Origin of the sequence: Phyllobacterium zundukense, from assembly GCF_025452195.1 — a bacterium.
GTDB classification, from domain to species: domain Bacteria; phylum Pseudomonadota; class Alphaproteobacteria; order Rhizobiales; family Rhizobiaceae; genus Phyllobacterium; species Phyllobacterium zundukense_A.
The window spans coordinates 586,673-613,527 of the sequence record NZ_CP104972.1 but is presented as its reverse complement, the minus strand read 5'-3'; the positions used below and the strand labels follow the sequence as shown (position 1 = coordinate 613,527).

Genomic DNA, 26,855 nt, shown 5'->3' with positions numbered 1-26,855 from the left:
ATGCCGCTTTCAACTAGACTGCGGTGCGATTCCGCCCAAAGCGGTCATGATGGCTGCTTCTGACAGGCCGCTTAGTGAAAGTGCTGTACGCTCCTTTCGCAGTTTCGGATTGCTGCTCGTGCGGGCACGTACTCAACAAAACGGCGGATCGTACAAGCGCGTTTCTTGAGCTGCTGCCGCGCTGTCATCTTCAAGTGCCTCCGCTCGCGATCAGCGCATCCCGTGCGGCACGAAAGGCATCCTGCAGCGTCTTGTGACCTTCGAGCCCGTCAAGGGCATAGCTATTGAGAAACTGACGTCCGGCGAACAGTTTGCGCTCGACGGGGCTCAGTTCAGCTTCCGCGCAGATCGCTGGCCAGTGTGCGGCAATCATCGCGACCTGGTTTTCAATCAGCGCTGCGGCCTCCGCCTCTTTCAGGTGATAATCTGGCGCGGCTGCGAGCAAGGTGGCGAGCGTGCTGGCGCGGCCATCGCCCTTAATCAGCATGGCCTGCGTGGCTACGTTGCCCGTGCGTCCTTGCGGGCAAATATCATAGACCGGCGTCAGAGTGAGCACCCGTCCGTCCCAGAAGGCGGCATGGTTGCGGGCATGGTCGTCGGTGTTGCCGCACAGCACGTTGAAGCAAATCCGCCCGTAGAGCTCATTGAGTGTATCCTTAGGGGCAGTGAAACGGCGGCGGATCAGCTCGGCCAGGTCTTCGTAAGAGGCATAGCGAGCCATCATCTCATCAAGGCCCAGCATAGTCAGGGCCGAGACCATGGCATGTCTGGACCAGCCATCCTTTGTGTGCGTGCGGTCAAAGCGCTCAATAAGCAGCACGTCCTTTTGCGCGGCGCGGGTCATCGCCACGGACGCCGCGTTAAGACCGCAGGCGGCTGCCAGCTTCATCGCGATGAATTCGGCCTTCACGACGCTGTAGGTGTCGTTGGTTGCTGAGAATTTGGCGATGAATTTCTTCGTCCCGTCCTCAATGAGCGCTTTGGGGCGCGCACCGCCGATCGAGGTGCCGTGGTTGAGGGCCAGTTCGAGCGCCGGTGTCAGGGGAACGCCTTTTTCGATGAGGGCGGCCGCTTCCATGAGTTCGTCGAGCGATGCTTGCGCGGCAAGGCGGGGGACATACTCTGTTGCCGAGGCCTGAAAATCGAGAGCGCCAATCCGGTCGGAGCCGGACTGGAGCAGATAGGTGAGCTCGCTGATCTCCGGCACGCCGGCAGCATCGGGCTTCCTGCCCGTCAGCCTGTTGATGATGACGCGGCGGCCCCAGGCGTCGGGTGAGCCGTCGCGAATGCAGCTCGCCATCGACAGGCCGTTGATCGGCGCGATGACGCCTTCCTGGAGCGGCAGTTCCGGCTCGTAGAGGGAAATGGCGTTCCTGCGGCGGCGGTAGCTGGCGCCATAGGTAAAGAGCAGGCGCGCACCATCCTGGTCGAGGCGGCCGGCCACCACCGGTTCCGTCGCCCCCGGCAGCCACGTCCAGACAAAAGCTTCAGTGGCATCCGCCTTAGAAGTCATCATCGACCTTCTTCACACTGTGGCGGACACTCTTGGGCAGCAAGGTCAGGTTCTCATCGAGGCGGGCGTTGTGCATCTGGAGAGTGCGCTCGTCATAGTCGAACAGGCGTACGCCAACGAGCGAGGCAACCTCAAAAACGGTACCGATTTCAGGACCTGGCGCACCCTTCTCGATGCTGGACAATGTCGTCCGGCTGATACCAGCGCGCTCGGCCAGTTCCTGCGCGGTCAGGCCGCGCTCGGCGCGCCCGACGCGGATCAGTTTGCCGAGCATGGCGAGCGCCTGGTGCGTGACTCTGGAGTAGCTTCTCTGACGGGGCACTGATATTACCTGTTTGTTCATTTGAATGCGAGGCTTTCTCACGTCCAGAATGTTGTACATCATGTCATAGCGCTGGGATGAAGTCAAGTTTTGTTCATTTGATTGGTCGTGAGGGTAGTTTATGGCCAGAATTTTGTACATAGTTACGATATGCGCGTGTCGGGCGTGGTTGACGCGTCAAAATGAAAGGGCGGTTTGGGCTGTTATGAAGGTCGGATATACGGAATTTTCTTTTGGCTACGCCTTCACGGAAAACCTGGTCCGCGGATCGGCCACGGCCCCTGCCGGCGCGCCTTTCTTTCCCAACCTCGAGCAGGAGGGGACGCTGGGCTATGACGTGCGGATCGACTTCCCGGCGGTGCCGCTTTTCCTTCAGCACAAGCTCCCGGAGCTGATGCCCCGGGCTAGCGCCTTTGAGATCGCCAACAGCCTGTGTCCTGGTCTGACGCTTGAATTCTTCCGGATTGCGCTCATGCGCCGGGATGTGTCGGATCAGCATCGGCTTCTGATTGACTGGGGAAGGGCGCTATCCGGGCCAGGTTTTCTATGTCGCGCCATGCCTGCGCGATTGTCCGGCATTCAATAGCGCCTACAATACGGCGAGCGTAGCGAGCAGCCCTATCCTGTTCTCTCCAGCGCAGATTGGTTCGTTGCCGGACGACAAGGTCCATACGATCGCGTACAAACCCGACCTGTCCTACGGGTATTTCTGCTCAGAGCCCCGGCAGATCGAAGCCGAGACCTTTGAGAGCCTGACCGGACGCCCTCTCCCACAAGTTCAAGGACAAGCGCGTCCGGGACTTCAGGGCCATGGCGCAGGAGGTTCGTCAGGCCGTGCTCGAAGCCGCGTCGCCGGTCTGGCGACAGACGGAGGATCCCGTTGCCGGTAGGGTGCGGCTGGCGCTGCCGCCCGTCGCTGCGGATGGATCGGCTTCGCAGCCTGATCGCGAGCAGGCGATTCTCGACGTTCTGGTTGCCCGGGAGATCGCGCGCATCGATATGGGGATCGACCTCGTGATCGCGCAGCCGCGTTAAGGGATTTTCAGCGTTCAGGCGCGTCCGGCCGGACCGGGTTCTAACCGCAGATATACATCAAGCGCGCCTGCACAGCTCACACAACTGCGTTTTGACACAGTCTGTCTAACTTTTGCGAGACACGGCTACTTGTTTGTAAAAGCTCATCTTGTAGATGTCAGAGATAATTGGCGCGAATTCAGCGCTATGTGGCAGATGTGCCAAAAATTCTAACGTTCAATGACGGCCCCTGTGTGATTGTTCCAACTTTTAGAATGGCAAGTGCCTCTCAGGTGCGAACTGAACCTTTGTCAGGCCCAGCCGGATCCGGTAGCCACTGGCAACATGGCGGCGTGCTGCCGCTTCTGCTGCATCCCCTTCACCTGCAGCAATCGCGGCCACGATTTCTTCATGTTCCTGCTGAGCGCTTTTGACCCGCTCCGGCAGAGCGTAGGTGGATGCGGGCAATAAGCCTGGATGCGGCGGCCCTATGAATGGGCACCGCTCCCATTCGCGGAGATAGCAGTAATTATCCTTGTGATTGGGCGCAGTAACTACAGGGAAGTCGTACCCTTCCCAGTTTGCGCGAGGACTGCGGGCTTTACCATCCATTATGACAACCCCACCGCGCGTTTTAGCCTTCAACACTGCTTGTCTGTGCAATTGCGGATCGACTTGTCACGAGGTTAATCCGCGCCTAGCGCTTCCAGAAATAAAGCGCACTCGAACACCAAGAGGATGGGGCTTCGGTGACAATGGATGCGGCATCAAGCACAGCACATCGCGTGACCTAAACCGCCAACGGCGTCAATGGGCCCCGGCTTGGGCTCCTCGTCCGGAACCCGGGCTTCACGCCGAAATCGGTTTCTCCCGACAGGAGACGAGTGTGGTTATTTTGTCAACCAGCTTAACTGCGAACGAAGCGCACCTTGTCGTTCCCATGTACGAGATATGTCTTATAACCAGCTCTTTGTGATGCTTTGTGGCCCGCGCACATCTTCGCCGCGTCTTCCCAATATTGGGACTGCTCTGCCGACTTCGGAAGATAGCCGTTGATGATGGCGGCAATCTCGTCGAATGTCAGAGTAAGTTCACCTTCCGTCCTACGTTTAGGATAGTCGGTGAGGCCCGCGTATTTGGTCATATTCGGCATCCCCTCAAAACCTGTGGATATGAGACACAATCCGGCAGGAGGCAACTACCCAATTGAGATGCAGACGTGGATTAACTCGGGTACCTTGAACCAGAGGGGCTCCCTGGATTATTTCGCGACTGATGCGCAGTTTGAACGATAGTATGAATGTCGATGGACGGCCCGAGCTTGCTATACGCAAAACAATCGTCGTGGTCCGGCCCGTAACACCAGCTTGCACAACCATTTGGCCAAATCCAACCCAACGGCAAGGTTTGCTATGTTGTGGCCTCCAGACGCCGCATTTACAGACCTCGGACAAACGCGCCAAATTCGAGACTGTGTGATCGTGCGGCTGATGATTGGAAAAAGTTGGAAGATGGGTCGCCTAATTCCATTCATTCCCTGTTTTTGCGCCGGGGCATGGAACTTGTGCCACGCGGTCTGACTTGATTGGCGCTGTTATCGCAGTTTTCGTTGTGCAGCTTTCGCCAGCGGGTCAAACGCTCGGGATCAATCTTGCCTGCAGCCATTGCTGCTTGCACCGCGCAGCCGGGTTCATGAACGTGACTACAGTCACGAAACCGGCAATGCGGGCCAAGTTCTGTGATTTCCGCGAACACGGTATCAATGCCATAACCCACGTGGCTGACATCCAGCGTTCGTATTCCCGGCGTATCGATCACCCAACCGCCGGCGGCAATCGCGTGCAGAGACCGGGATGTGGTGGTGTGACGACCCTTGGCATCATGCTCGCGGATACCGCCCGTCTGCTGGGGCAGTTCTAGGACCGGGCCCGCCAGCGTGTTCACCAGAGTCGATTTGCCTGCACCGGAGGACCCTACCAAGGTCACTGTCTGCCCGACTCCGCACCAGGGAAAGAGCGCAGTCTTGGCATCAGGAGAGCGCGCATTCAGGGTCACGACAGTCGAACCGCGTTGCAGTGCAGCCGCCTGCTGTTCGAATTCCCAAGCGTTTGACACCGTATCAGCCTTGGTCAAGACGATGACCGGATTTGTTCCGGCTTGGTTGGCCAACGCAAGGTAACGTTCCAGCCGGGCGGCATTGAAATCGGAATTGCACGAGGTAACGATGAACAGTGTATCGATGTTCGCGGCAACCAGCTGTGGGGGTCGATTGCCCGCTTTGCGACGTTCCAGAAGTGTTTTTCGTTTCAAAAGGCGTTGCACCAGGTGCGTGCTCGGATCAACGAGAACCCAGTCACCGACGGCAAAATCTGCAGTCGTCACGTCGGCAGGATAGGTTAGTTTGACTGTTCCGGATTGAAAAATCGCAGTGAGACGCGCGCGGTGAACCGTATCAATGCGCATTGGGAGGAGGTTTGTCTCGTTTGACACAAGCTGATCGCTAAAAAATTCCGACCATCCTAAACTCGAGAGCGAAGCGCAAGAATCAGTCATGGTTTCGCTCATTGGTAGGGGCATCGCAACATAGGCCTTTTTGAACTGTTACTTATTTTGCACCTCGGAACTAAAAATATGAACAAGGTATGGCGCCGATTCTGTAGTCGTAGAATCAGCGCCAGACCTCTGCTGGCACCGGGGAAGGCCAGCAAAACTTTAGGCGTGTGAGCTCGCTCAATTATTCTTTCGCCATTTCGTCCAACGCGCGCTCCTCAATCGGATCGATTCTATATCTGTTTTCATGGCGAAGTCGTGGACGTCACGCGCAATTAATGGCTGCGACGCGGAAGGAACGGGAATCTGTTGAACCAACTCAGTCTGTACCGATGGTACACGAGGTCCGGTTCTCATTTCTCTTCTGCATTGGCAGCCTTGGCAGCTATCAAATCGAAATCGCGCAAACCACGGTCAAAGAGGGTCATAATGCGCCGGGCCAGCCGGTCCGCTTGCCCAAGAGAAGGGATGCGCGGTCGAGCGCCATTTTTGGCTGGGGTCATGACAGCAACTCGGGCGCAAATGAAGCCTCGACTGATGAAATAAACTTTTGACAAATTGATTTGCGATGCTGCTGATTGGACAAGACGTGCCTTCTTGTCACGATCGGCGCCAAACTTGTGCTCCGGCAAACGCTTGGCTACGATGAAACAGCCAAAAAGCAGGTTTGGAATGACCGAGATCGCATTCGACCATAGTTATAGCCGGCTCCCGGACAAATTCTTCATCCGCACGATGCCTACCCCTGTTGCGTCTCCGAGATTGATCAAGCTGAACTTGGACCTCGTCTCCCAGCTGGGGCTAGATGATCGGTGGTTGAGCAGCGCCGAGGGTATCGACATGCTCGCGGGAAACAACGTCCCGAGGGGCGCTTACCCTATTGCCACCGCATATGCGGGGCATCAGTTTGGTTATTTCGTCCCGCGACTGGGCGATGGCAGGGCGATCTTGCTCGGTGAAGTCATTGATCGAGACGGTGTCCGACGGGATATACAGTTAAAGGGGGCGGGGCGGACGCCTTTTTCTCGTGGTGGAGATGGACGTGCGGCGCTGGGTCCCGTGCTGCGCGAATATATCCTAAGTGAGGCAATGAATAGCCTGCGGATTCCAACGACCCGCGCGCTCGCTGCCGTATTGACCGGAGATAGTGTTGCGCGTGAGATGTCTCTCCCCGGTGCCGTTATCACCCGCGTTGCCTCCAGTCACATAAGAATAGGGACGTTTCAATTTTTTGCCGCACGGGGTGACACTGAGGGCGTTCGTGCTCTGGCAGACCATGTCATTGCCCGGCATTATCCCGACGCGGCGGCAGGCGACATGCCCTACCTGTCGCTCCTGACAGCAGTAATCGGGGCCCAGGCCTCGCTGGTTGCGCAGTGGATGTTGGCCGGATTTATCCACGGTGTGATGAATACAGACAACATGTCCATCGCCGGCGAGACTATCGACTATGGTCCATGTGCATTCCTGGACAATTACGATCCGGCGACGGTTTTCAGTTCCATCGATCACGCGGGCCGCTATGCGTATGGCAACCAGGGACCGGTCGCTCTGTGGAACCTGGTGCGTTTGGCAGAGACACTGCTCCCGTTGCTTGCGGACGATCAGGACACGGCGGTGTCCTTGGCTCAAAACGCGCTGGCCGCTTTCGACGCCCAATTCGAGACGGTGTTTATCACCGGGATGAGGAGGAAGCTTGGTCTGTTCACCGAGGAAGAAAACGACCGGACACTTATCAAAGAACTGCTCGACACAATGACGAAGGGCCAGGCGGACTTTACTCTGACGTTTCGATATCTGAGCCACTCTGCCGCGACCATCAACGACGATGAGAAAGTGCTCAACCTGTTTACAGAACCTGGCGCATTCAAAGAATGGCTGGCACGCTGGCGGTCGCGGATCTCTCGTGAACCGCAAACAGGTTTTGAGCGCCGGAGTGCCATGCTCCACGTCAATCCGCTTTTTATCCCGCGGAATCACCGCGTCGAAGCGGTGATAGCGGCAGCGGTCCAGAATAATAATTTCCGCCCGTTTGAAGAATTGCTGGCGGTTCTTGGCAAACCTTTCGAGGACCAGGCGAAATTCGCGCATTATGCAAAGCCACCGGAAATCAACGAGCGCGTGCTCGAAACGTTTTGTGGCACGTGACGTCTCATATTCAAGAGAAATCGAGGCTAGGTGCGGCCGGAAACTTATGTTGGCCGAAAGCCAAAACGCACTGTTGAAGATTTCTTACTGTTCAAACAGTAGTGAAAAAAGCGCAAAACCCATCGATGCACGGTCGAATGATCGACATGGATATTGCGCTCTTGCATCATTTCCTCGAGATCACGCAAACTCAAGCCGGAGGCGAGGTACCATCGCAAGCACCGATGCGATCTCAGTAATCCTGCACAAGCTCAGGGCAGCTATTACGGACCCGATTGCTCTCGACGGTCACGAATTCCACATCACTTGCAGCATGGGTCTTGCTACGTTTCCACATGATGGCAACGATGCAGAGACGTTGCTGATGAACGCCGATGCGGCAATGTACCAGGCCAAGAATAGTGGGCGGGACAGCTTCCAGTTTTTTACCGCGGAGATGAATACCAAAGCGCACGAACGCTTTGCAATGCAGGATGCAATACGCTCGGGCATCGCGCGGTCGGAATTCTACCTGGATTATCAACCTCAAGTCGATCTGCGCTCGGGGCGCATCTTCGCGGCAGAAGCGTTGGTCCGCTGGAGACATCCCGTTCTCGGTGTATTGTCCCCCGTTCAATTTATATCACTCGCTGAGGAAACGGGTCTTATTGTTCCGCTTGGGGACTGGGTCCTCAGCGAGGCCTGCCGGCAAAACAAAGCCTGGCAGGATGCAGGGCTTCCGCACCTCAGCGTCAGTGTCAATGTTTCGGCACTGCAATTTCAGGAAAAGGACTGGCCGCAGCGGGTGAGGCGAATATTGAAAGAAAGCGGCCTTGAAGCCGAGTATCTGGAACTGGAAGTGACCGAAAGCTTGTTGATGCGCAATGTTGATCAGGCAATCGCAACCATGAAAGAATTGCAAGAGCTGGGCGTTCATTTCGCCATTGATGATTTTGGCACGGGCTATTCCAGCCTGAGCACTCTGAAATGCCTGCCCGTAACGCGTCTCAAGATCGATCAATCGTTCGTGCGCAACCTTGCACATGACGAGGATGATCGAAGCATCATATCTGCGGTGATATCTCTCGGACAGCGCTTGAACATGATGGTAATTGCAGAGGGTGTCGAGACGGAAGGTCAACTGGCGTTCCTGCGTGCCAACGGGTGCGACGAGGCCCAGGGGTACCATTTCAGCAAACCCGTCGACTCGGGCGCGATGGCTGCTTTACTTAATGCTCCAGAGCTGATCCTCGAACACATGTAGTGCCTTTGGCTGCCGACCGATCACGGTGCTCGCTGAACCAGAAATCGACCGTATCACCCGTGCTGTCGATCGCCCGGTAGAGATACATCCAATGGCCTTTGAGCTTGATGTAGGTCTCGTCCATATGCCACATGCTGCCAACAGCGCCTGCGCCGATTAAAGCGCTTGAGCAGTATTGGCGAGAAACGACCCAGCGATGAACAGTTGAATGATCAACGCTCGGCCATCATTTCCTTCAGGTCGCGCAGCCTCAACCCATAGGCCAGATACCAGCGTATGCACAGAAGCATCACCGAATCGAAATGACGGCCTTGAACATCATGCAAACTCCAGGAAAAAAACGGTCACACTCTCATGCCTCATTCCGGGCACCGAAAAATTGCAAATACAACCCATTTGTATGATCCTCAAACGCTTCTTTTCTTTCCGAAGTGATGCATTTACAGATCATTCCCCTTGACAGGTCGGGAAAAAAGATATCTATGCGTATCATTTCACTGTGGAATGAAACGCATAGGTATCATCGTGCCGTCCGAGTCGGAGGCCCTGCTTGAAATAGGTCGGCTGCTAAAGCGGGCGCGGCTTGCATCGGCGATGACGCAGGAACAGGTCGCCGACCTGGCCGGCATATCGCGCCCCCGCTACCGCGACATCGAAACGGGCGTGGCGGCGGCGCGTGCGACCACCCTGAAGAACATCGCTCGTGCGCTGGGGCTGGAAATGATGCTGATTCCGCAGACCATGGTTCCTGCGGTCGAGGCATTGTTGCGCCCGCATGACGACGACGATCTGCCCGCTTTTGTCTCCCAGCCCGACGATGTCGATCATGGCTAAGTTGTTTCAAGCGCCAAAAGCCATCCCCTCGCTCGACGTCCTGTTGAACGATCTGAAGGTCGGCACGATCGTCCGGACGCCGGGCGATTTCAATGCGTTCAGTTTCGACGACGCCTATCGCGCGACGGGCGGGTTTCCCGTCCTCAGCCTGTCGTTCAGGGCGGCGCCGGGAGGATTGCGCAAGGACCCCAAGCCTGTCGCGGCCGCCTTGCCGGCATTCTTCGCCAACCTGCTTCCGGAAGACAAACTGCGCGAGGCGATGGAGAAGCACCACGCAGGCCATGTGCGCCCGGGAAACGATTTCGATCTGCTGGCGGCGCTCGGCGCGGACCTTCCGGGCGCCGTCCGTGTCTTGCCCAGCGATGGCACGACCGCGGTTGTCGAGGATGCCTCGAAGGACAAGCCGAAAGCCCGGTTTTCGCTCGCCGGCGTGCAGATGAAGCTGTCGGTCATGAAGAACACCGGCAAGGGCGGTGGCCTGACCCTGCCAATGGGCGACGAGCAGGGCCCGTATATCGCCAAGTTTCCTTCGACGGCGTTCCCCGGCGTTTCCGAAAACGAGTTCGCCAACCTGGCGCTTGCGGCCGCGATCGGCATGGATGTGCCCGAGCGCGAGCTGGTCGAGAAGTCCGATTTCGAGAGGATCCCTGCAGAGTTCGATACGCTCTCGGACGGCAAGGTTCTCCTGGTCAAACGTTTCGATCGCGCCGGCGGCGAGCGGATCCATATCGAGGATTTCGCCCAGGTCTTCGGCGTCTATCCCTCGCGCAAATACGAAGGCGCTGCATATCACGACATTGCCTCGGCGCTCAGCGTCGCCGTCGCGCCGATGGCCGCCCTCGAATTCGTGCGCCGGCTGGCTCTGACGGTGATCACCGGCAACGGCGACATGCACCTGAAAAACTGGTCGGTGATCTACCGTGGCGACGGCGGCAAGCCGGAGCTCGCGCCGATCTACGACGTGCTGTCGACCGTGCCCTATCTCCCCGCCGACGCCATGGCGCTCCCGCTCGGCGGCGAGCGCTCCTTCAAGGCTCTCGCCGCGCCGCGATGGAAGGCTTTCGCCAACCGCGCAAAACTACCGGAGCCGGCCGTGCTCAAGGCGGTGGTCGGCGTTGTCGAAAGAGTCAACGAACATTGGTGGGATCTGCCGGAACGGGCCGTCATCCCGGAAAAAGTGCTCGAACGGATCGACGAGCATGTCAGGGTGATGACGCCGATCCTCGGCACCTGCGGCGAATAGACCGCCGCCGGGCGGGAGATTGCAGGAGCAATCCCGCCCCTCGGCCGGACATACTGTGGCGCGATCAGTTTCACCGCATGGCCGAACTCCGCGACGTGTCGAGCCCAGTAGTGCGCGCTGCCGCAGGCTTCCATCACCACGACCGCAGGTGCTTGATCCGCGATGAACTTCAGAAACTGGGACCGTGAGAGCTTTTTGCGAAACTTCACCTGACCCGTCATCGACGCTCCGTGGAGCTGGAAAACACTCTTTGCCAGACCCACACCAATAATCGGATCCTTCATTTTGCCGCCTTCTCCGCTTTGTGGGTTAACGCACCACAGCATTGGCACATTGCGATGCCGTCAGGGGAGGGCGGCAAACATCCCATCTCAATGGGAACTGCACCTTCAGAATGCCGCATTGAGTGGGTCTGCGCTTCGGCTCCGCTCAAGGCGAGGGATCAAAAAGGTCCTAGAGCAATCACGCGCCAGAGAATGGCTAAAGCGGCCGTCCTTGTACTGGCCCCTTTGTAGATCTTCAGGTCCGCTTGTCATATGTGCCGACTCGTTCCGGGTCGATCCGGAGTATCAATAGCGCCAGGCGTGAAAGGCAATCGAGCTGCATTCGACACCTCTTGTCGCCGACCTTATTCACCATATATATAAATAAAATCACGAGCCGCAGGTGGGTAATGAAGCCACAGATTGGTATCGTCACGCTTGGGGTCGACGACCTGGATCGGTCGCTTGCGTTTTATCGCGACGGCCTTGGTTTGCCTACAAAGGGTATTACCGCCGACGACTTCAAAGGCGACGACACGCATGCCGCCGGGGCCGTAGTGATGTTTCACCTGGAAGGCGGCCTTACCCTTGCCCTTTATCCTCGAAGTGAGCTTGCCAAAGATGCACACCACACCATTGGGGTACCAAGCTCCACAGAGTTCAGCCTTGGGTACCTTGCCGGCAGCAAAGGCGAGGTCGATCAAATACTGAACCAGGCCAAAGCAGCTGGCGCCACGCTCACTGACGCAGCTCATGACCGACCGTGGGGTATTTATTCGGGTTTACTTCAAAGACCCGGATGGCCATCTCTGGGAGGTCATATGGCAACCGTCCACACAGTAATAGGGAGCCAAGGCAACCGTCCGCGCGGGAGAGCGTGCGCTTCCCCAACGCAATTTGCGCGGCAAACGCGACTATGACGATAAGAACTTGCATGACCAATCCTCGGTAAATCTTTGTCGGGCCAACGTGGGGAGCATGCATTGCGCCAGCATTACGTGCCTCAAGCCTCTTTGAGGTTCATGCTAGATGCCCGAGGAGCGTCTGTTTCACATCGCCAAACGCCCTGCAACGAAGACCAAGAGAACGATTGGCCCTCCGAAGATCGTGACCACCCAGAAGAGAGATACAAGCAGCCGGACAAAAAGGCGGTAAATCCTATTGCGCGTCATAATCACGACTGGACATCTTCCTGGTTGACTCGATCCTGCCGCGGCCGGGAAAACCACCTCGCCAGACTGTCGATACAGGACACGACGACTGGCACCACGACCAGCGTGAGGATCGTCGAGCTTATGAGTCCGCCGATGACGGCGTGCGCCATAGGTGCTCGTTGCGCGCCCCCGCCAGCTGTGGCCAATGCTAGCGGGATCATGCCGAAGATCATCGCGAGCGTGGTCATGATGATTGGACGAAAACGCACCGCGCCCGCGTTGACCAGCGCCTCGGCAAGCGAAAGCCCCCGCTGGCGCTCCCGGTTTGCGAAATCAACCAGAAGGATGCCGTTCTTGGTGACGAGGCCCATAAGCATGATGAAGCCGATCATAGAGAACATGTTGATGGTGCTCCCTGCGACCATGAGGCCGAGCAGCACACCCACCAGCGACAGGGGAAGCGCCGCCATGATAGCGAGCGGCTGCGTGAAGCTCCCGAACTGCGAGGCCAGCACGATATAAATGAAGATGGTCGCCATGATCAGCGCCTTGAGCATGTTGGAGGCGGCCTTCCCGATGTCCTCGGCGTCTCCCCCGAACTTGATCCGGTAGCCCACCGGCAGGTTTTGCCCGGCAATGAGAGCTTCCAGGTCGGCCGTGACATCCCCCACGGCGCGACCGGAGACATCGGCCGTGATCAGAACTTCCCGCGACAGGTCCAGACGCCGGATTTCGGACGCTCTGGGAACCAGATCGATGTCCGCGACCTGATCCAGACGTGCCATGCGCGGGTTGCCGGCCGCGTCGGTGCCCGGCGTCGTCATCATCAACTCTTTGATGGCGGCGGCGCTGGCGCGTTGATCACGGGGAAGCCGAAGGACGATGTCGTAGGTCTCGCCGAGCCCGTCCGTCCATGTCGAGACCATATCTCCCCCGACCAACGGCCAGAGCATTCCCGCCAGTTCGGGGATGCCAATGCCAAGATCGCTTGCCCGCTCCCGCTTGAGCTGGACGGAGAAGATGGATTTCGCGTCGCTGGCGCTTGAGTTGACGTCGACGACTCCCGGGATCCGGCGCATGCCGGCGGTCAGGGCGGCGGCGGTCTTCTTCAGCACGGTTTGATCGTCACCCAGGACGCTGAGCTGTATCGGACTTGCCCCGCCGCCAAGGGCTTCCTGAATGATACCGATCGCGATGCCCGGAATGACCGCAAGGCGCTGACGGATCGGATCCGCCAGCATGACGGGCGTGCGCTTACGTTCCTCTTGGGGCACGAGGCTGACGATGACGGCAGCCTTGTGCTTGCCCATATTGCTGCCGGTGTTGATGGTCGAATAGGTCGAGGCCACCTCGGGAAACTTGCGCAAGGCGCTCTCCACCTGCCCAACCTTGGCCCTCGTGTAGTCCAGCGAGGAGCTGGCGGGTGTTGTCACATTGATCTGAAACCGCCCTTCATCCGCAGTGGAGAAGAATTCGGTGCCGACCAGCGGAACCATGCAGACGCTGCCAAGGAAGACACCCGCCATCAGCAACAGCGTGATCAGGCGATAGCGCAACGTCCACGTTATGATCTGCCGATAGTTTCCGGCAAGCCTTTCGAAGCTGTGATCGAAACGCGCGACAAGGCGTCCGATCGGTCCGCGCTTGGCGTTAGGCTCGGCGTCGGGATCATGCCAGACGCTGGAGAGCATGGGATCGAGGGTGAAGGCCACGAAGAGCGAGATCAGCACGGCGGCGGAAACGGTGACGCCGAACTCGTAGAAGAAACGGCCGACCATGCCCTCCATGAACGCAACCGGCAGGAAAACCGCCACGATGGTGGCGGTGGTCGCCATCACCGCAAGCCCGATCTCATTGGTGCCGTCGAGAGCCGCCTGCCGATGCGATTTGCCCATGTGCAGGTGGCGCGTGATGTTCTCGCGCACCACGATCGCATCATCTACGAGGATTCCGATGGAAAGTGTCAGGCCCAGCAGGCTAAGCGTGTTGAGGGTGAAGCCGAGGAAGTCGATGACGGCGAGCGTTCCGATCATCGCGACCGGAAGCGTCAATCCGGTGATCACCGTGCTTCGCCAGGAGTTCAGGAACAGAAAGACGATGGCGACGGCGAGCGCCGCCCCTTCGATCAGTGTCCACTGAACCTCTTGCAACGACTCCTTGATGGGTGTCGAGGCATCCCTGATGATTTGGAGCTGCACGTCTTGGCCAGTCAATTCGGCGTTCAGCCGATCAAGCTGCGCGCGCACGTCTGCCACCACCTGCACGGTGTTGGCATCCTGGATCTTGGCGATATCGATCGCTAGCGCAGCTTTACCATCGTAGATCGCCCGGCTGTCGGGATCGGCAGGGCCGATCTTCACCGTGGCGACGTCGCGGAGATAGACGGGTCCGCCGCCGCGACGCGCGACGATCATGTCCAGAAACTCTTCCGGCATGGCGGCGCGGCCCTGCACCTGAATGGTCCGCTCGACAAAATCACCGATCACGCTTCCGGCGGGCTTGTTCCGGTTGCTGGCTTTCACGACATTGATGACCTCATTGATCCCGATGCCGAACGCACGTAACCGTGTTTCGTCGATGCCGATATCGATCTGACGCTTCTGGCCGCCGACAAGCGTCGCCTGTCCAACCCCTGACACCGTCGTCAGTCTGCGCACAACGCGCTGCTCGGCCAGCGTTGTGAGTTCGGGTACTCCCAACGATGTCGAGTTGATCGCGACCGATAGAACCGGCTCGTCTGACGGATTGTACCGGGATACGACCGGCTTGTCGGCCTCTTCGGGAAGATCGGCTTCGAGCGCGGCGATCTTGTCCCTGACGTCCTGAGCCGCCGTCGCGCTCTCGACCTCAAGCTTGAAGCTCGCGGTGACAACGGATCTCCCCTCGTAGGAGGTGGACGCGATCTCATCGAGCCCGCTGATCGTCTTCAGCGCCTCCTCGACTGGTCTGGTCACTTCGCTCTCGACCGTCTCGGGCGTCGCGCCGGGATAGCCCGTCGTCACCAGCACGACCGGGACATCGACATTCGGAAACTGGTCAACGCCAAGGCGATCGTAGGAGAAAGCACCGAATACCACCAGAACCACCATCATCATAGTAGCGAAGACGGGGTGATTGACGGAAATGCGCGTGAGAAACATGGTCAGCCCGCCGCAGAAATCGTGACGGCCATATTCGGCCAGAGCTCGGGCAACGGTGCGGTCACGATGGTGTCGCCCCGTGCAAGGCCCTCGGAGACTTCGACGGTATCGTCCCCGTTCCACCTTGGTCGAACGGTGACATGCTGGCGAACGAGAAGACCGTCCACCAGTTTAAGCAGATAGTTTCCCGACGCATCTTCGCGCAGCGCGGTCGCCGGCACGACAAATATCTCTTCATGCTGACGCACCACAATTACGCCGGTGGCAAACATCCCTCCCTTCAGGCGTTCCCCGCCGTTGGCAAGCTTCACGTAGACTGGGACAAAGCGACTGCCGTCGTCGGCGACCGGACCGATCCGTGCTATCTTCCCCTGGACGGCCTGTTCTTCCAGCCCATCGACCTGCAGTGCGACAGGTTGGTCGAGAGCAACCCGAGACACGTCCCGTGTCGAAACGAGCATCCTGGCCTCCAAAACGGCTGTGTCTACGACGCTGACAAGCTCGGCGTCCGCGGCCATGTACGAGCCTTCGTTGATAGCAAGCCTTGCGATGACACCATCAAAAGGAGCGCGGACCTCAGCGTCACGCAAAGCCGAGTGCGCAATCTCGACTTGAGCTGACAAACTGTCCAGCCGGGCTGTTGAGGCTGCAAACTCGGCTTGCGCCTTATCGAGCTGCTCCGTGGGCGCGATGTTTTTCCGCGTAAGCTGTTCGATCCTGTCGAGAGATTGAACAGCGAGCAGTCTCTCGGCTTCGGCCGCGTCGCGATCCGCTTCGCGCTGCTTGAGCACGGATTGGAGATCTTCGGTTTCAAAGTGAACCAGGACATCGCCAGCTTTTACGGCCTGCCCTTCTCGCGCGCTGATTTGAATAATCCTGCCACCACGCTTTGCACGCAGGGTTGCGTGGTTGATTGGCCGAAGCTCGCCGCTCACCCGGAGTCGTTCGACCAGGGTTGTCGGCTGTATCCTTACGATTTCCATAGGCGAGAGCTCGAACGGCGTATCGGCTTGGCTTGCCGTAACCGCCTCCCGTTCGCTCGCATCGACCGTCGCACGTGCGGGATCAAGAAACACGACGATGGTATAAATGCCTCCGAGAAGTATCCCTGCCGCAGCTGCTCTTTGCGTCCATTTTGAAGCCATGGCACTCGTCCTCATGATCGCCAGCGGCCCCGCCGGATTGCTGGTTGCCGCGCATTTTGCGTTTCCATGGCTTGATTACTGCAGTTCGACGATTGCAGCAGCATTACCGGATGGCCGTTCTTTTCCCGTAATGCTGCTGCAATCTTCGTGGCGGAGAACGCCGGGACGGAAGGGTGACGGAAAGATGAGACTTCTACTGATAGAGGACGAGAAGGAACTGGCGGCGGCACTGGCGGCTGCCCTTGGCAAGCATGGTATCGTCATCGACCACACAACGCATCTCGCCGACGCGTTCGAATTGACGCTTCAAAATGATTACGACGCCATCCTCCTGGACCGACGCCTTCCTGATGGTGAAGGGCTGACGTTCGTACCGAAGCTGAGACAGTCAGGGCGGGACACCCCAATCATCGTCATGACGGCACGAAACGAGCCGCTGGAGCGTGTCAGGGGACTGGACATTGGTGCCGATGACTATCTCGGCAAGCCGTTCCTGGTCGAGGAACTGATGGCGCGTGTGCGCGCAGTGCTTCGAAGGCCAACAAATCTCATAGAGTTGAAGATTGTTGCTGGACGCATGGTGATGGATCCGCTGCATTTGAACGTTACCATCAACTCGACGCAATTCGATCTACCCAGGCGCGAGCTTCTTGTCCTCGTCGCGCTCGCCAAGCGAAAGAACAGGACCGTTCTCCGGTCGACGCTGGAAGAGGCTGTCTATAATTACGAGGAAGAAATCCAGTCCAATGCTCTCGATGCGCACATCTCACGACTGCGCAAACGATTGGCGGATGCCGGCTCCGGAGTTGCAATCCACAACATCCGGGGCGTTGGATATCTCCTGAAGGAAGAATGATGCGCATGACAGGGAAATCGAACCCTTCGCTGTGGTGGAGGCTGAGCTGGCAGCTAAGTCTGGTCATCGTCGCCGTTGTTGCTGCGGTGATTCTCGGACTTTGCATCTGGGCCACTACAATCATGTCGCCGAATATTGCCATGGAGGAGGAGATTGGCTCAGCGATAGCCGGGGCGGCGGCACGCGACAGCCGAGGACGCTTGGAGTTAAAGGAAACTCCGCAGCTGAGAGCGCTCAAGGAGCAGATCAGCTCACTGTGGTATGTGGCGGCCACCGTGGATGGCGTGTCGGTGTCTTACGGCGCCATTCCCCCAGCCTATGCCGAGCTCGCGCATCTGGTTCATCTATTCGACGACGCAGATATCCGGGGATCCGCTGCGACAAATGAGGTCGCCACGGTTGACAGTGCCGAAACAGCCGTGGGTGAGGTTCGAATTCTGTTTGGTGGCGTGGCTGACAAAGGCTCACCGGTTTTTGCCCTGTTGGCCAAGGCCTATCCGATCTATATCTCTTTGCTCGCTGTCGCTCTGCCTGCGATTTTTCTTGCCATTCCGCGAATTGTCGGCCGCGCGCTGACGCGGGTGAGCGACGTCGCTGAAAAGGCATCACAAATCGAACCGCGCCGGCATGGAACACGCCTTCCGGTAGACGGCATCCCCAAGGAAGTCGCTCCTCTGGTCATGGCTTTTAACGGAACACTCGGTCGCCTTGAGAACGAGGCAAGGAAGCGCCAGCGATTCTTGATCGATGCGGCGCACGAACTTAGAACACCAATTGCGATCATGCAGCTACGGATCGACGGAATGACCGAGGGGCAGGAGCGCAGTCGTATATTGGACGATGTCGCACGCTTGGCCGATACAGCCGAGCAACTCCTCGATTTTGAACGCAATGACCAGGCGGTCGACCTTGATGGCACTGTGGATTTGGTTGAAATTGCACAAACGGCAGTGGGAGACATTGCTCCTCTGGCGATCTCGGCGGGCTATGAGATTTCCTTTCACCGTGAGGTGGAACGTCTGAACCGCAGTGGCAGCGCGCCAGCTTTGACAAGGGCAATCGGCAATCTGGTGCGCAACGCAATCGATCACTGTGGAGGTCGGGGAGAGATATCCGTTACGGTTTCGTCCCGCGGCGAGATATCAGTGACGGACGAAGGCCCGGGCATACCGGCCGATCATCAGGAACTGGTTTTCGAACCATTTTACCGCGTGACACCCAAAAGCCAAGGCGCGGGACTCGGCCTGAGCCTTGTGAAGCAAATCGTTACAAATCACGGCGGTCGCATCAGCTTACAAAGCAGCCCACATGGCACGAAGGTGACGATTCAGCTTTAAAACTGTGACGGGCCGGCACTGCTGGACGGCAATCCACTTCCTCTGCCGATTTTTCTGATCCTATGTCCTCGGTTTCCTCTCACAATACGTCTTTGTAATGCTGCGGCAATCCTTCACTCCCAGTGTCCTTCCGAAGTCAATATTGGAGGCCAACGAAAGTGCGCAGCAATCTTCATCTCTTCCGTCGCTTGGTTGGCGATCCGCCAAAGCATTTATTTTCCGTTTTCTTGGTATTGATCACGGCTCTCCTCGCCACGGGATGTACCTCGATGCCCATAAAGGAAAGTGGAACGCTTACCTCCTACAGCAATCTTGGCCCCCCAAAGGGTAAGTTGGGCAAGAAGCGGCGGCTTTATATCGATGGCCGGCAACTGTCCCAAGTGAAGACGGTCCGGATCGTCCCGACAAGCTTTACCTTCATCGCTGCATCCAGGACCAAATCGGAGGCCGACCGTTTTCTGGTGTCCAACGCGCTCGACCGGGCCTTGTGCGTCGCCCTTAGCGACAAATACCAAATGGTCTCCTCCGACCAACCGGCAGATTTGACAATCCGTTCTGTCATCACCGATATAGTGCCGACCAACAAGGCTGTGGCGGGCGCTGCAACCGTCGTTAGCGTGGGCGGCGGTTTTGCGCTACCCAGCGAGGTGCCTTTTGTTGGCATACCCCGTATACCGTTCGGTCTCGGCGGTCTCGCCGTTGAGGCAGAAGCCGTCGATAGTACCAGCGTACAACGCGCTGCGATGATGTGGGGCCGCGGGGCGAATTTCATTCAGGACAAACCCCGTTATTCCGAGGTGGGTGACGCGTATGGCCTGGCAACGAAGTTCGCGAGCGACTTTTCGCGAATGTTGATTACGGGCAGGGAGCCGAAAATGCTGGACATTTCGGTTCCTTCAAGAAACCGGGTGCAGTCCTGGTTCGGAGGGAAGCCGAAATACGCCGCGTGTGAAGCGTTTGGTCGAGCCCCTGGCGTGCTGGGCGCCGTGGCGGGCAAATACGGTCTTCCGCCACAGTGGACCGACAAGGAACCGAAGCCACTCGTAGCACAATGATGTTGAGGCACTTGCGATGTTTCAGCAAGCTGGCGGCGGTGGCAATCCCCGCGGCACCCGCGCCAACGACCAGCACGTCGCAGGCCGATGCAGCCTTCAGCTCTTTTGCTTCGGGCGTCAGGAGCAGTCGGGGACGAAGCTGTGACAGGGTCCGTACCCGGCAGCCTTCGTGGCTGTCAGGGCGGCATCGTAGGCGCGAGAAACACCGGCAGTCGCAGCGTGCGGCCAAAATGCTCGACGGAAAGGTCTATGGTGCTGACATTGCGCAGCACGCCGGGTTTGAAAGCAATGGAATCGATGGTTAGACGGTTGCGCTTGAGCGTTGTCTCCGTTTCAGCGCCACCGATAAGGCTATCCCATTTTTTCTTTCGGCAGAATCTGATGACCTTTCCCAACGATTTCGTGCAAGCTCTCGAATTCGCTGGATGCGGAAGTAGCACCTACAACTTCATCTCCTGCACTCATCGCGCCTCCTCGGCGGCCGGCTTCGCAATTGTCCCAAAATACGAGACAGAGCATTCCGGTGGCGACCGTGCGGAGCTGACTTCGGGGATCCGAGTTCACATCAATGCGACCGTCGGCTTTGATCAGCTCAGCGAAGCTGTGGCGATGGATCCGAAGAACTTGATGCGGATGTTCGGGCCACGCGGCAACCCGCGCCTTGCCAATCTCCCTGCGGTCCTTCGGGAGCTCAATTGTCGTGAAGCGGTACATTTTAAAGTCGAGCCCGAGCCTTTGGCCGGTTGAGGGCGCAGTGCGAGATGGCCTGACCGCAGCAAAGAGTGATGTTCTCGTTTCTGTACCTTGAAAATCGCCTAATGGCTTGTGTGGAACGGCCCTATCTAAGCCATTCAATGCGGTCCCTCATAAGCGCTGTTGGCGCAAGGCGGCCATTCGGATGGCCCCTGCCATCGCTCCTGAACTGGCGAAGGCAGCGACCCTGTATTTGGCAAGCAATCAGTTCGAACGTCATTGCCCCATGAAGCGACTTCAGCAAAAATCCCTTACGCTGTTGGAGACCGTTTCGGACATCACGCTATCGCGCCGTTATTCTGCAAGCGGAAGGACTGCTGTAGGCCCCAAATTGGTCATTCCAATCACGCCGGGCCGATGTCGGCTACTGGGGCGTTTAAAATAAGGGCTTTGGTTTGGCAATTTTAGTTCGGACGATTTACGGGTAGGTGCAGTGAAGCGCCTGCCTTTTCGGCCGCCGCTCTTAGGCGCTTGTCTCTGGTCCATAAGGTCGCTCGCTGGTCAAGAAGGACGGATGCCAGCAGGTGAGCATCGGTGTAGCCAATGCCGATGCTGAAAAGACTGTGGCGATCGATCATTGTCATGACTTCGTCGTGCGTGGCGACGACCGCCGCGCGCTGCGCCGCCAGAAAAGCGATCACGCTGCCGCGATCCCTAAGGCTGCCAAGCGCCAGCTCACCGATCACGGCTGGGTGGCAAAGTAGGAGGTCGTCTTCAATAATCCTGCGCAGCTCCGCATCAACACGACGAAAATGATCAATCCAGATCGAGGTGTCCGCGAGGATCACTTGGCTGCTGCGCTCCGGCGGCGCGGAGCTGCCTCGGCATCGGGCATAGTTCCTCCGAGCGCGATGAGGCGCTTTCCGGACTCCACACGGACAAGCGTTTCCAACGCCTGGCGCACTAGGGCCGCTGTTTCATTTGTACCGGTCAAGAACCTGGCCTTCTCCATAAGCGTATCGTCGAGGTTAATAGTTGATCGCATGATGTAGCAGCTCCCTAGTTGAAGCGCGGAAAATAGCACCATTTGGTGATAAAATCTATGCCGGCTGCGGCGTTTCTATGCAGTGCGTTCACTGATGTGGCATCGAAAATTTCTTACCCCGAGGGTCGAAGCCTCAATGCTATTGACTAATCTACATGCTGGCCGATCTACCATCATAAATGTGGGCGCACGGTCTCTCGACCAACTGCGGTCGCCTCCGCAGAGAGTTGTGTCGCTCGGAGCGAAAGCACCACACTCTGGGTAACAGTAGACGCCAGTGACCTGCCAAGTGATCTCCTGTTGCTGCGCCTGGGGGCACGCATGTAGCGTGACCCGCAAATCCGATGAGCTCGGCAGATACCGCTATGTCAGATCCGCGGACGAGCACACCGGGTACTGCTGCAGGAATGGAATGAGGTGAGGGGTCCGAAATATTTCGCGGCTCCGGTTGCCGCCAAGGAGTCTTTCGGGAAAGAAACCGCCATCTCACGTTAGAGGGCATTCATTGCGGCTGCGATCGAGGCGCGGATACTGGCTGATGATGTAGTGATGGCTTCACATAGGCGGGCAGTATCAAACGAACCGTATGACCGAGCGGCGGCTAATGTCGACCGCGAAGCCAACCATGCACCCGGCAGTGTCGTTTCAACATCAAAATGCTTGACACCCCACGTGCAATTAGATGGGGTATTCGGCTTTGCGCCTCATCGTTGGCCATTGTGGATTTGTGGTGCTGCGCTTCTGGCTGATGGTAAAACGAGGTCATGTCTTTCAACAGCCTCAAGCATCGAAGGGAGAAGCGCAGCATGAAACATTATGCGGGATTAGACGTCTCCGTGAAAGAGACCGCCATTTGCATTGTTGATGAAACAGGCAAGATTTGCCGGGAGATGAAGGTTGCCAGTCACCCTGAGGATTTGATCTCGGTGATTAAGGATGCGAGGTGGCAGATCGAGCGGATCGGTCTTGAAGCCGGACCACTGTCGCAATGGCTTTATGAAGGACTTGCTAAGGCAGGATTGCCGGCGATCTGCATCGAGACCAGGCACGCCAAGGCATTTTTGAAAGCCCAACCGAATAAGACGGACCGCAACGACGCGCGTGGCATAGCCCAGATGATGCGCGTCAATCTCTACCGGCCTGTGCACGTGAAGACACTGACGAGCCAGAAGCACCGGGCATTGCTGACGGCGCGCAAACTCCTGCAGGAAAAAGCCATCGCCATCGCGAATGACATTCGCGGATTGTTGCGCAACTGAAAGTCGGATTGGTTGGCAAGGTCAAATTCGAGGAGCGGATCAATGAGCTCGTCGAAGACAGGCCGGATCTTCGCGAAATCATGCAGTCTTTGTTGACTGCACGCAAACTGCTACGCGAAGAGTTCACCAGGCTGCACAAGAAGGTTTTGGATCTGGCACGCGATGATGAAATCTGCCGCCGATTGATGACGATCCCCGGCGTTGGTCCTGTCGTGGCTCTGGCCTATACGGCAACGATCGATATTCCCGAGCGGTTTGCGCACTCAAAGGCGGTGGGCCCTGTGCTTGGTTTGACGCCGATACTCAAGGAGTCAGGTGAAAGCAAACGGGTTGGACGAGTATCCTGTTGTGGCGACGGCACGATGCGCGGCCTCCTCTATGAAGCAGCGCAAGTCTTGCTGACAACTGTTAAGAAATGGTCGTGGCTAAGAGCCTGGGCGATGAATATTGCCAAACGCCGCGGCAGGCAAAAGGCGGTTGTAGCCTTGGCCCGACGGCTTGCAGTGATCATGCATCGCATGTGGAGTGACGGAACCGAATTCTGTTGGACACGGGGGAGCTTGCCTGTTGCTGCGTAATTAGCAACCAAGGTGACAGGAACAAAAGGAGACAAGAAGATTCCGCCGCCGGTGGAAAGATGTCCCTCGCAGGACGACGGATGGGGTGAGTTCGCGTCGTTGTCTTGGTACGGTCGTTTATTGCGATCAGGTCGCCGATTAGATTGTTCCGCCTCATTCTTCTGGTCCCATAATGGGAGGGCCACGCAGGCCGATCCCGGAGAGAAGCGCGATACTGCGAAGACATCAATCACCATAGCTACGGAAGCTACGGACAGTCAGAAGGGGCTTGACCTCACCACGCCGAATAGAGAAGACAACCCCTCACAACCTGATCACCGGCAACAAAACTAATCTCATCGCTCAAAAATCAGGGTTTGCGACAGAGCCAAAGTAATCCATAATCGGTCAAATCTACCTTGCTTCATCGGCCGTAAGTGCGGTCTCGCGCGTGCCCGAAACGATAATCTCCAGGACCTCATGCTCGTCGGTGCTCTTGATGTAGCGGTCGCCGACGTACTCGCCGCGCTTAAGCACCATGACGCGATCGCCCACGGCGAAAATGTCGACGAGGCGGTGCGAGATGATGATCTGGGCAACACCTTGCTTCTTTAGCTCCAGCATGGTTTCGAGCAAGCGTTCGGTCGCCATCACAGAAAGGTTGGCGGTCGGCTCGTCGAGGATCACGACGCGCGGCTCGAACGAGATCGCGCGGGCAATGGCCACGGACTGCTGGCGGCCGCCCGACAGGCTCTCGACCTTCTGATAGACGGAGTTCACGTCGACTTTGAGCCGTTTCAGCACACTGTCTGCTTCCGCATACATCCGCCGCCGATTGACAAAGGGGCCGTTGAGCGGCCAGCGGCCAAGAAAGATGTTCTGGCCGACATCCATGTTCCCGCATAGCGCGAAATCCTGGTAGATCATCTCGATGCCGACGTCACGGCTCTCGTGCGGGCTCTTGAAGTGCACCGCTTGCCCGGCAACGAAGATTTCACCGGCATCGCGTTGATAAGCGCCGGTCAGGATCTTCATGAGCGTCGACTTGCCAGCGGAATTGTCGCCGACCAGACCTAGAATCTCGCCAGGATAAAGGACGAGGTCAACCTTGCGCAGCGCCTGCACGGCCCCGAAGGCTTTTTCGATGCTCCTCATTTCCACGATGGGTTCGGGTGGTGTCGCGTCAGTCATGAGCGGTTTTCCGTGTTTGTGCACCTCTTGCGACGCGGGTTCGCAGGCGTCCGAAAATATTGGCCTGGCGCACCCAAATATCGATTAGCACCGCAACGATAAGGATGACTCCGATGAAGACATTGATCCAGTGCTGCGGCATGCTGAACCCTTGGACATTGAGCTGCAGGAGTGCCCGGACGAGCGTGATCGCGGCTGCGCCGGCAAGCGCGCCGATAACGGTGCCGTAGCCACCGAAGATCGAGCCGCCGCCGATGATCACGGAGGCGATGGCGTCAAGCTCGCGGTACTGGCCGGCGACAGGATTGAAGCTGCGAAAGTAAGCGACGTTGATGATCCCGGCCATGCTTGCGCAAAGCGCCGCCAGCATGAGCGAGATGAAGCGTACCCGGTTGGTGTTGATGCCGGCGTAAGCGGCGGCGCGGATGTTGCCGCCGGTGGCGCAGACCTTTTGTCCGAACGGCATATAAGCGAGTACGATGCCGGCGATCAGGGCGACGAGAAACATCCAGATCGTCTGGACGCTGACCACCTCTGCTACCGTGCGAAGGATTCCGGGGGCCAGAGAGAAGCGGAAGTGGAGCAGGATGTCATTTAACTTGCGGCCGAACAGGTTATAGCCCTCCGGCCAGCCGGTGAGTTGCTGGCCGGCGACGAACCACGCGGCTAGACCGCGGGCGATGTAGTACATACCAAGCGTGGCGATAAACGCCGGCAACTTGAAACCGACCGTCATCACCGCATTTACCAGACCAGCGGCCATTCCTGCAAGGAGGCCCATCGCGACGGCGGCAAGGGGATCGGCGCCGAGCACTTTCAGGAAGTAGGCGGCAGTACTTCCGGCAAGGGCGAGGACTGCGCCGACGGAGAGGTCAATATCGCCGGCCGCGATAACATAGGTGAGTCCGATCGTGATCAACGCCAGCTCAGTATAGTTGAGCAGAATGGCAAAAGTGTTCGACAAGTTCCACCAATAGTCGGGCCTGAGAACCGCCCCCGTGAGCCACAGCACAATGGTCAGGATGATGGCGAGCGAATCGCGCCGGGTAAGGAACTTGCCGAGTGCGGTCGCTGACAACGCTATGTCGGTCGCCATCGCGCCCTTGGTCTGGACGCCCTCGAGTGCGATGCTGCCGATCTCGTAGGCCGCCGGTGGCGGTCTGCCGCGGAGCCAGGCCCAGAACCGCATTGCCGCCTGGCGCCGAATGAGGTGGGGCTCGATCAGTACGGCGGTGACGAGGATTAGTCCGAGGATGACCGGCACAGCGCCAACCGGCAGGGAGAAGACCGCGTTGACCGCCACTTCATCGTCACCGATTTTGATGACGCGTGTGATCGGCCAGCCCTCGCGCAGTACCTTGTCGATCAGGACAACCAGCATCGCGCCAAGGCATGATCCGGCTACACGACCGCGACCGCCGAGGATCGAGGCGCCGCCTATGATTACCGCGGCGATGACCGTCAACTCGCCGCTGACGCCGTAAAGAGGGGTCACGCCCTTGTCCTGGGTGGCCGAAAGCAAACCGGCAAGGGTCGCACAGAGCGAGGAGATCAAGTAAGCCCGGATACGCACCCAGCTCGTTGGTATGCCGGCATAGACCGCCGCCTGCTCGTTGCCTCCGGTGGCGAAAGTCTCGTAGCCCCAGCGTGTCTTGGCCAGCACGAGGGCGCCGAGCACGGCGACAACAACAAAGATCACAATCTGGTTGTTGAAGCCGATGAAATTTGTCTCGCCGAGGTGGAAGAACAGCGGATAGTCTTTCGCCTTGCCGGGATAATAAATCGCCTGGCCGTGCGTGAGGGCAAGCACGAAACCGCGGCCGATGAACAGCATCGTCAGCGTGGCGATAAACGCTGGCACTTTCAGGATCGTGACAAGCACGCCATTGGCGAGGCCGATCACCGTACCGAGAAGCCCACAAAGGATCACCGACGTGATGACGTCAAGATCGAAAAAGCTCGGCGCGAAAAGCCTGGCGAAAACGACGGCGACGAGGCCATAGGTGGAGCCGACAGAGAGGTCGAGATCTTTGTTGACGATGACGAAAGTCATTCCGACTGCGATTATGGCAACCCGCGAGGTGTCGCGAAGCAGTGCATGGAACGCCTCCGTCGACCCGAAGAACGCGGGATTGACAACAGCCCCGCCGAGATAGAGCAGCAAGAGCAGCGCGATGAGCCCCGCCTCCCAGCCGCCGACGACTTGGGACGGTGCGTGGCCGAGCCGTGTCGTCGCGTTAGCCGCCATAAGGTTCTTCTGTCCGACCGGGTCGTAGCACGCTGCAGGAGAGCT

Annotated in this window: 22 protein-coding genes and 5 pseudogenes; 11 read left to right on the top strand and 16 right to left on the bottom strand. The window is 58.0% G+C overall.

From position 1 onward, the window contains the following. Positions 1-190: 190 nt before the first annotated feature. Together N8E88_RS10520 and N8E88_RS10515 are read right to left on the bottom strand one after the other, a co-directional pair. Complete coding sequence (locus N8E88_RS10520; protein ID WP_262292409.1) at positions 191-1,513, bottom strand: type II toxin-antitoxin system HipA family toxin; 1,323 nt, start codon at positions 1,511-1,513, stop codon at positions 191-193. After that, positions 1,503-1,787, bottom strand: coding sequence for a type II toxin-antitoxin system RelB family anti-toxin (locus N8E88_RS10515; RefSeq protein ID WP_262292408.1), 285 nt, complete (start codon positions 1,785-1,787; stop codon positions 1,503-1,505). Before N8E88_RS10515 ends, N8E88_RS10520 begins: the two co-directional genes overlap by 11 nt. A gap of 253 nt (positions 1,788-2,040) precedes the next feature. On the opposite strand from N8E88_RS10515, the gene N8E88_RS10510 reads away from it, so the two are divergent. Together N8E88_RS10510 and N8E88_RS10505 are read left to right on the top strand one after the other, a co-directional pair. Then, positions 2,041-2,421: a hypothetical protein gene (locus tag N8E88_RS10510; RefSeq protein WP_262291696.1), complete on the top strand. Its 381-nt coding sequence runs from the start codon at positions 2,041-2,043 to the stop codon at positions 2,419-2,421. Positions 2,422-2,645: 224 nt separating this feature from the next. Further along, positions 2,646-2,870, top strand: coding sequence for a hypothetical protein (locus tag N8E88_RS10505; protein ID WP_262291695.1), 225 nt, complete (start codon positions 2,646-2,648; stop codon positions 2,868-2,870). Positions 2,871-3,119: 249 nt separating this feature from the next. Here N8E88_RS10505 and N8E88_RS10500 read toward each other — a convergent pair whose 3' ends face one another. The 4 genes from N8E88_RS10500 to N8E88_RS10485 form a co-directional block, all read right to left on the bottom strand. Continuing rightward, positions 3,120-3,461, bottom strand: coding sequence for an FCD domain-containing protein (locus tag N8E88_RS10500; RefSeq protein ID WP_262291694.1), 342 nt, complete (start codon positions 3,459-3,461; stop codon positions 3,120-3,122). Between the two features lie 295 nt (positions 3,462-3,756). Further along, entirely contained in the window at positions 3,757-3,993 is a 237-nt protein-coding gene (locus N8E88_RS10495) for a DUF7662 domain-containing protein (protein ID WP_262291693.1), read from the bottom strand. 386 nt (positions 3,994-4,379) lie between these two features. Beyond that, positions 4,380-5,426, bottom strand: a complete 1,047-nt coding sequence (rsgA, locus tag N8E88_RS10490; RefSeq protein WP_262291692.1) for a ribosome small subunit-dependent GTPase A — start codon at positions 5,424-5,426, stop codon at positions 4,380-4,382. Between the two features lie 326 nt (positions 5,427-5,752). Beyond that, complete coding sequence (locus N8E88_RS10485) at positions 5,753-5,902, bottom strand: hypothetical protein (protein WP_262291691.1); 150 nt, start codon at positions 5,900-5,902, stop codon at positions 5,753-5,755. Positions 5,903-6,071: 169 nt separating this feature from the next. Between N8E88_RS10485 and N8E88_RS10480 the strand changes: the two genes are divergently transcribed. After that, the gene (locus N8E88_RS10480; protein ID WP_262291690.1) at positions 6,072-7,547 is read left to right on the top strand and encodes a protein adenylyltransferase SelO; all 1,476 of its coding nucleotides are present in this window, start codon (positions 6,072-6,074) and stop codon (positions 7,545-7,547) included. A gap of 110 nt (positions 7,548-7,657) precedes the next feature. Here the strand turns inward: N8E88_RS10480 and N8E88_RS10475 are convergent. Further along, positions 7,658-7,783, bottom strand: a pseudogene (locus N8E88_RS10475) (IS6 family transposase); the annotation flags it as partial. Between N8E88_RS10475 and N8E88_RS10470 the strand changes: the two are divergent. Beyond that, positions 7,759-8,790, top strand: a complete 1,032-nt coding sequence (locus tag N8E88_RS10470; protein ID WP_315975244.1) for a putative bifunctional diguanylate cyclase/phosphodiesterase — start codon at positions 7,759-7,761, stop codon at positions 8,788-8,790. The pseudogene N8E88_RS10475 and the gene N8E88_RS10470 overlap by 25 nt on opposite strands. Before the next feature lie 4 nt (positions 8,791-8,794). Here the strand turns inward: N8E88_RS10470 and N8E88_RS10465 are convergent. Then, a pseudogene (locus N8E88_RS10465) lies at positions 8,795-9,080 on the bottom strand (IS6 family transposase); the annotation flags it as partial. A 214-nt stretch (positions 9,081-9,294) separates the two neighbouring features. Between N8E88_RS10465 and N8E88_RS10460 the strand changes: the two are divergent. Beyond that, positions 9,295-9,624 carry a type II toxin-antitoxin system RelB family anti-toxin gene (locus N8E88_RS10460; RefSeq protein WP_262291689.1) on the top strand — a complete coding sequence of 110 codons (330 nt, stop codon included), beginning with the start codon at positions 9,295-9,297 and terminating at the stop codon, positions 9,622-9,624. Further along, entirely contained in the window at positions 9,617-10,867 is a 1,251-nt protein-coding gene (locus N8E88_RS10455; RefSeq protein WP_262292407.1) for a type II toxin-antitoxin system HipA family toxin, read from the top strand. The genes N8E88_RS10460 and N8E88_RS10455 overlap by 8 nt, the downstream gene beginning before the upstream one ends. Positions 10,868-10,908: 41 nt before the next feature. Here the strand turns inward: N8E88_RS10455 and N8E88_RS10450 are convergent. Beyond that, positions 10,909-11,151, bottom strand: a pseudogene (locus N8E88_RS10450) (IS110 family transposase); the annotation flags it as partial. 389 nt (positions 11,152-11,540) lie between these two features. Between N8E88_RS10450 and N8E88_RS10445 the strand changes: the two are divergent. Then, a pseudogene (locus N8E88_RS10445) lies at positions 11,541-11,973 on the top strand (VOC family protein). A gap of 331 nt (positions 11,974-12,304) precedes the next feature. Here the strand turns inward: N8E88_RS10445 and N8E88_RS10440 are convergent. Together N8E88_RS10440 and N8E88_RS10435 are read right to left on the bottom strand one after the other, a co-directional pair. Then, positions 12,305-15,424 (bottom strand): efflux RND transporter permease subunit, encoded by a 3,120-nt coding sequence (locus N8E88_RS10440; RefSeq protein WP_262291688.1) that lies wholly within the window; start codon positions 15,422-15,424, stop codon positions 12,305-12,307. Positions 15,425-15,426: 2 nt separating this feature from the next. After that, on the bottom strand, positions 15,427-16,569 hold the full coding sequence (locus N8E88_RS10435; protein WP_262291687.1) for an efflux RND transporter periplasmic adaptor subunit: 1,143 nt from the start codon (positions 16,567-16,569) through the stop codon (positions 15,427-15,429). A 184-nt stretch (positions 16,570-16,753) separates the two neighbouring features. On the opposite strand from N8E88_RS10435, the gene N8E88_RS10430 reads away from it, so the two are divergent. The 3 genes from N8E88_RS10430 to N8E88_RS10420 all read left to right on the top strand — a co-directional run bounded on the left by N8E88_RS10430 (position 16,754) and on the right by N8E88_RS10420 (position 19,817). Next, the gene (locus tag N8E88_RS10430; protein WP_262292406.1) at positions 16,754-17,425 is read left to right on the top strand and encodes a response regulator transcription factor; all 672 of its coding nucleotides are present in this window, start codon (positions 16,754-16,756) and stop codon (positions 17,423-17,425) included. Positions 17,426-17,430: 5 nt separating this feature from the next. Beyond that, a complete protein-coding gene (locus N8E88_RS10425) occupies positions 17,431-18,762 on the top strand; it encodes a sensor histidine kinase (protein ID WP_262291686.1) in 1,332 nt (443 codons plus the stop codon). Between the two features lie 269 nt (positions 18,763-19,031). Further along, positions 19,032-19,817, top strand: coding sequence for a DUF3313 domain-containing protein (locus N8E88_RS10420; RefSeq protein WP_262291685.1), 786 nt, complete (start codon positions 19,032-19,034; stop codon positions 19,815-19,817). 176 nt (positions 19,818-19,993) lie between these two features. On the opposite strand, the gene N8E88_RS10415 is transcribed toward N8E88_RS10420, so the two are convergent. The 3 genes from N8E88_RS10415 to N8E88_RS10405 all read right to left on the bottom strand — a co-directional run bounded on the left by N8E88_RS10415 (position 19,994) and on the right by N8E88_RS10405 (position 21,555). Next, positions 19,994-20,257 (bottom strand): alpha-hydroxy-acid oxidizing protein, encoded by a 264-nt coding sequence (locus N8E88_RS10415; protein ID WP_262291684.1) that lies wholly within the window; start codon positions 20,255-20,257, stop codon positions 19,994-19,996. Between the two features lie 717 nt (positions 20,258-20,974). Continuing rightward, complete coding sequence (locus N8E88_RS10410; RefSeq protein WP_106713775.1) at positions 20,975-21,358, bottom strand: type II toxin-antitoxin system VapC family toxin; 384 nt, start codon at positions 21,356-21,358, stop codon at positions 20,975-20,977. Further along, entirely contained in the window at positions 21,355-21,555 is a 201-nt protein-coding gene (locus N8E88_RS10405; protein ID WP_106667672.1) for a type II toxin-antitoxin system VapB family antitoxin, read from the bottom strand. Before N8E88_RS10405 ends, N8E88_RS10410 begins: the two co-directional genes overlap by 4 nt. An 806-nt stretch (positions 21,556-22,361) precedes the next feature. On the opposite strand from N8E88_RS10405, the pseudogene N8E88_RS10400 reads away from it, so the two are divergent. Then, positions 22,362-23,392 (top strand): annotated as a pseudogene (locus N8E88_RS10400) (IS110 family transposase). A 393-nt stretch (positions 23,393-23,785) separates the two neighbouring features. Here N8E88_RS10400 and N8E88_RS10395 read toward each other — a convergent pair. Together N8E88_RS10395 and N8E88_RS10390 are read right to left on the bottom strand one after the other, a co-directional pair. Then, the gene (locus N8E88_RS10395; protein ID WP_262291683.1) at positions 23,786-24,562 is read right to left on the bottom strand and encodes an ATP-binding cassette domain-containing protein; all 777 of its coding nucleotides are present in this window, start codon (positions 24,560-24,562) and stop codon (positions 23,786-23,788) included. Then, positions 24,555-26,810 carry an ABC transporter permease gene (locus N8E88_RS10390; RefSeq protein WP_262291682.1) on the bottom strand — a complete coding sequence of 752 codons (2,256 nt, stop codon included), beginning with the start codon at positions 26,808-26,810 and terminating at the stop codon, positions 24,555-24,557. The genes N8E88_RS10395 and N8E88_RS10390 overlap by 8 nt, the downstream gene beginning before the upstream one ends. Positions 26,811-26,855: the final 45 nt, after the last annotated feature.

Bases quoted from the DNA above. Each gene is read 5' to 3' on its own strand.
- N8E88_RS10505 (WP_262291695.1), top strand. From the start codon at position 2,646: ATGGCGCAGGAGGTTCGTCAGGCCGTGCTCGAAGCCGCGTCGCCGGTC.
- N8E88_RS10500 (WP_262291694.1), bottom strand. From the start codon at position 3,461: ATGGATGGTAAAGCCCGCAGTCCTCGCGCAAACTGGGAAGGGTACGAC.
- N8E88_RS10440 (WP_262291688.1), bottom strand. From the start codon at position 15,424: ATGTTTCTCACGCGCATTTCCGTCAATCACCCCGTCTTCGCTACTATG.
- N8E88_RS10515 (WP_262292408.1), bottom strand. From the start codon at position 1,787: ATGCTCGGCAAACTGATCCGCGTCGGGCGCGCCGAGCGCGGCCTGACC.
- N8E88_RS10495 (WP_262291693.1), bottom strand. From the start codon at position 3,993: ATGACCAAATACGCGGGCCTCACCGACTATCCTAAACGTAGGACGGAA.
- N8E88_RS10485 (WP_262291691.1), bottom strand. From the start codon at position 5,902: ATGACCCCAGCCAAAAATGGCGCTCGACCGCGCATCCCTTCTCTTGGG.
- N8E88_RS10520 (WP_262292409.1), bottom strand. From the start codon at position 1,513: ATGACTTCTAAGGCGGATGCCACTGAAGCTTTTGTCTGGACGTGGCTG.
- N8E88_RS10460 (WP_262291689.1), top strand. From the start codon at position 9,295: ATGAAACGCATAGGTATCATCGTGCCGTCCGAGTCGGAGGCCCTGCTT.
- N8E88_RS10480 (WP_262291690.1), top strand. From the start codon at position 6,072: ATGACCGAGATCGCATTCGACCATAGTTATAGCCGGCTCCCGGACAAA.
- N8E88_RS10455 (WP_262292407.1), top strand. From the start codon at position 9,617: ATGGCTAAGTTGTTTCAAGCGCCAAAAGCCATCCCCTCGCTCGACGTC.
- N8E88_RS10390 (WP_262291682.1), bottom strand. From the start codon at position 26,810: ATGGCGGCTAACGCGACGACACGGCTCGGCCACGCACCGTCCCAAGTC.
- N8E88_RS10510 (WP_262291696.1), top strand. From the start codon at position 2,041: ATGAAGGTCGGATATACGGAATTTTCTTTTGGCTACGCCTTCACGGAA.
- N8E88_RS10420 (WP_262291685.1), top strand. From the start codon at position 19,032: ATGCCCATAAAGGAAAGTGGAACGCTTACCTCCTACAGCAATCTTGGC.
- N8E88_RS10425 (WP_262291686.1), top strand. From the start codon at position 17,431: ATGACAGGGAAATCGAACCCTTCGCTGTGGTGGAGGCTGAGCTGGCAG.
- N8E88_RS10395 (WP_262291683.1), bottom strand. From the start codon at position 24,562: ATGACTGACGCGACACCACCCGAACCCATCGTGGAAATGAGGAGCATC.
- N8E88_RS10405 (WP_106667672.1), bottom strand. From the start codon at position 21,555: ATGCGATCAACTATTAACCTCGACGATACGCTTATGGAGAAGGCCAGG.
- rsgA (WP_262291692.1), bottom strand. From the start codon at position 5,426: ATGCCCCTACCAATGAGCGAAACCATGACTGATTCTTGCGCTTCGCTC.
- N8E88_RS10435 (WP_262291687.1), bottom strand. From the start codon at position 16,569: ATGGCTTCAAAATGGACGCAAAGAGCAGCTGCGGCAGGGATACTTCTC.
- N8E88_RS10430 (WP_262292406.1), top strand. From the start codon at position 16,754: ATGAGACTTCTACTGATAGAGGACGAGAAGGAACTGGCGGCGGCACTG.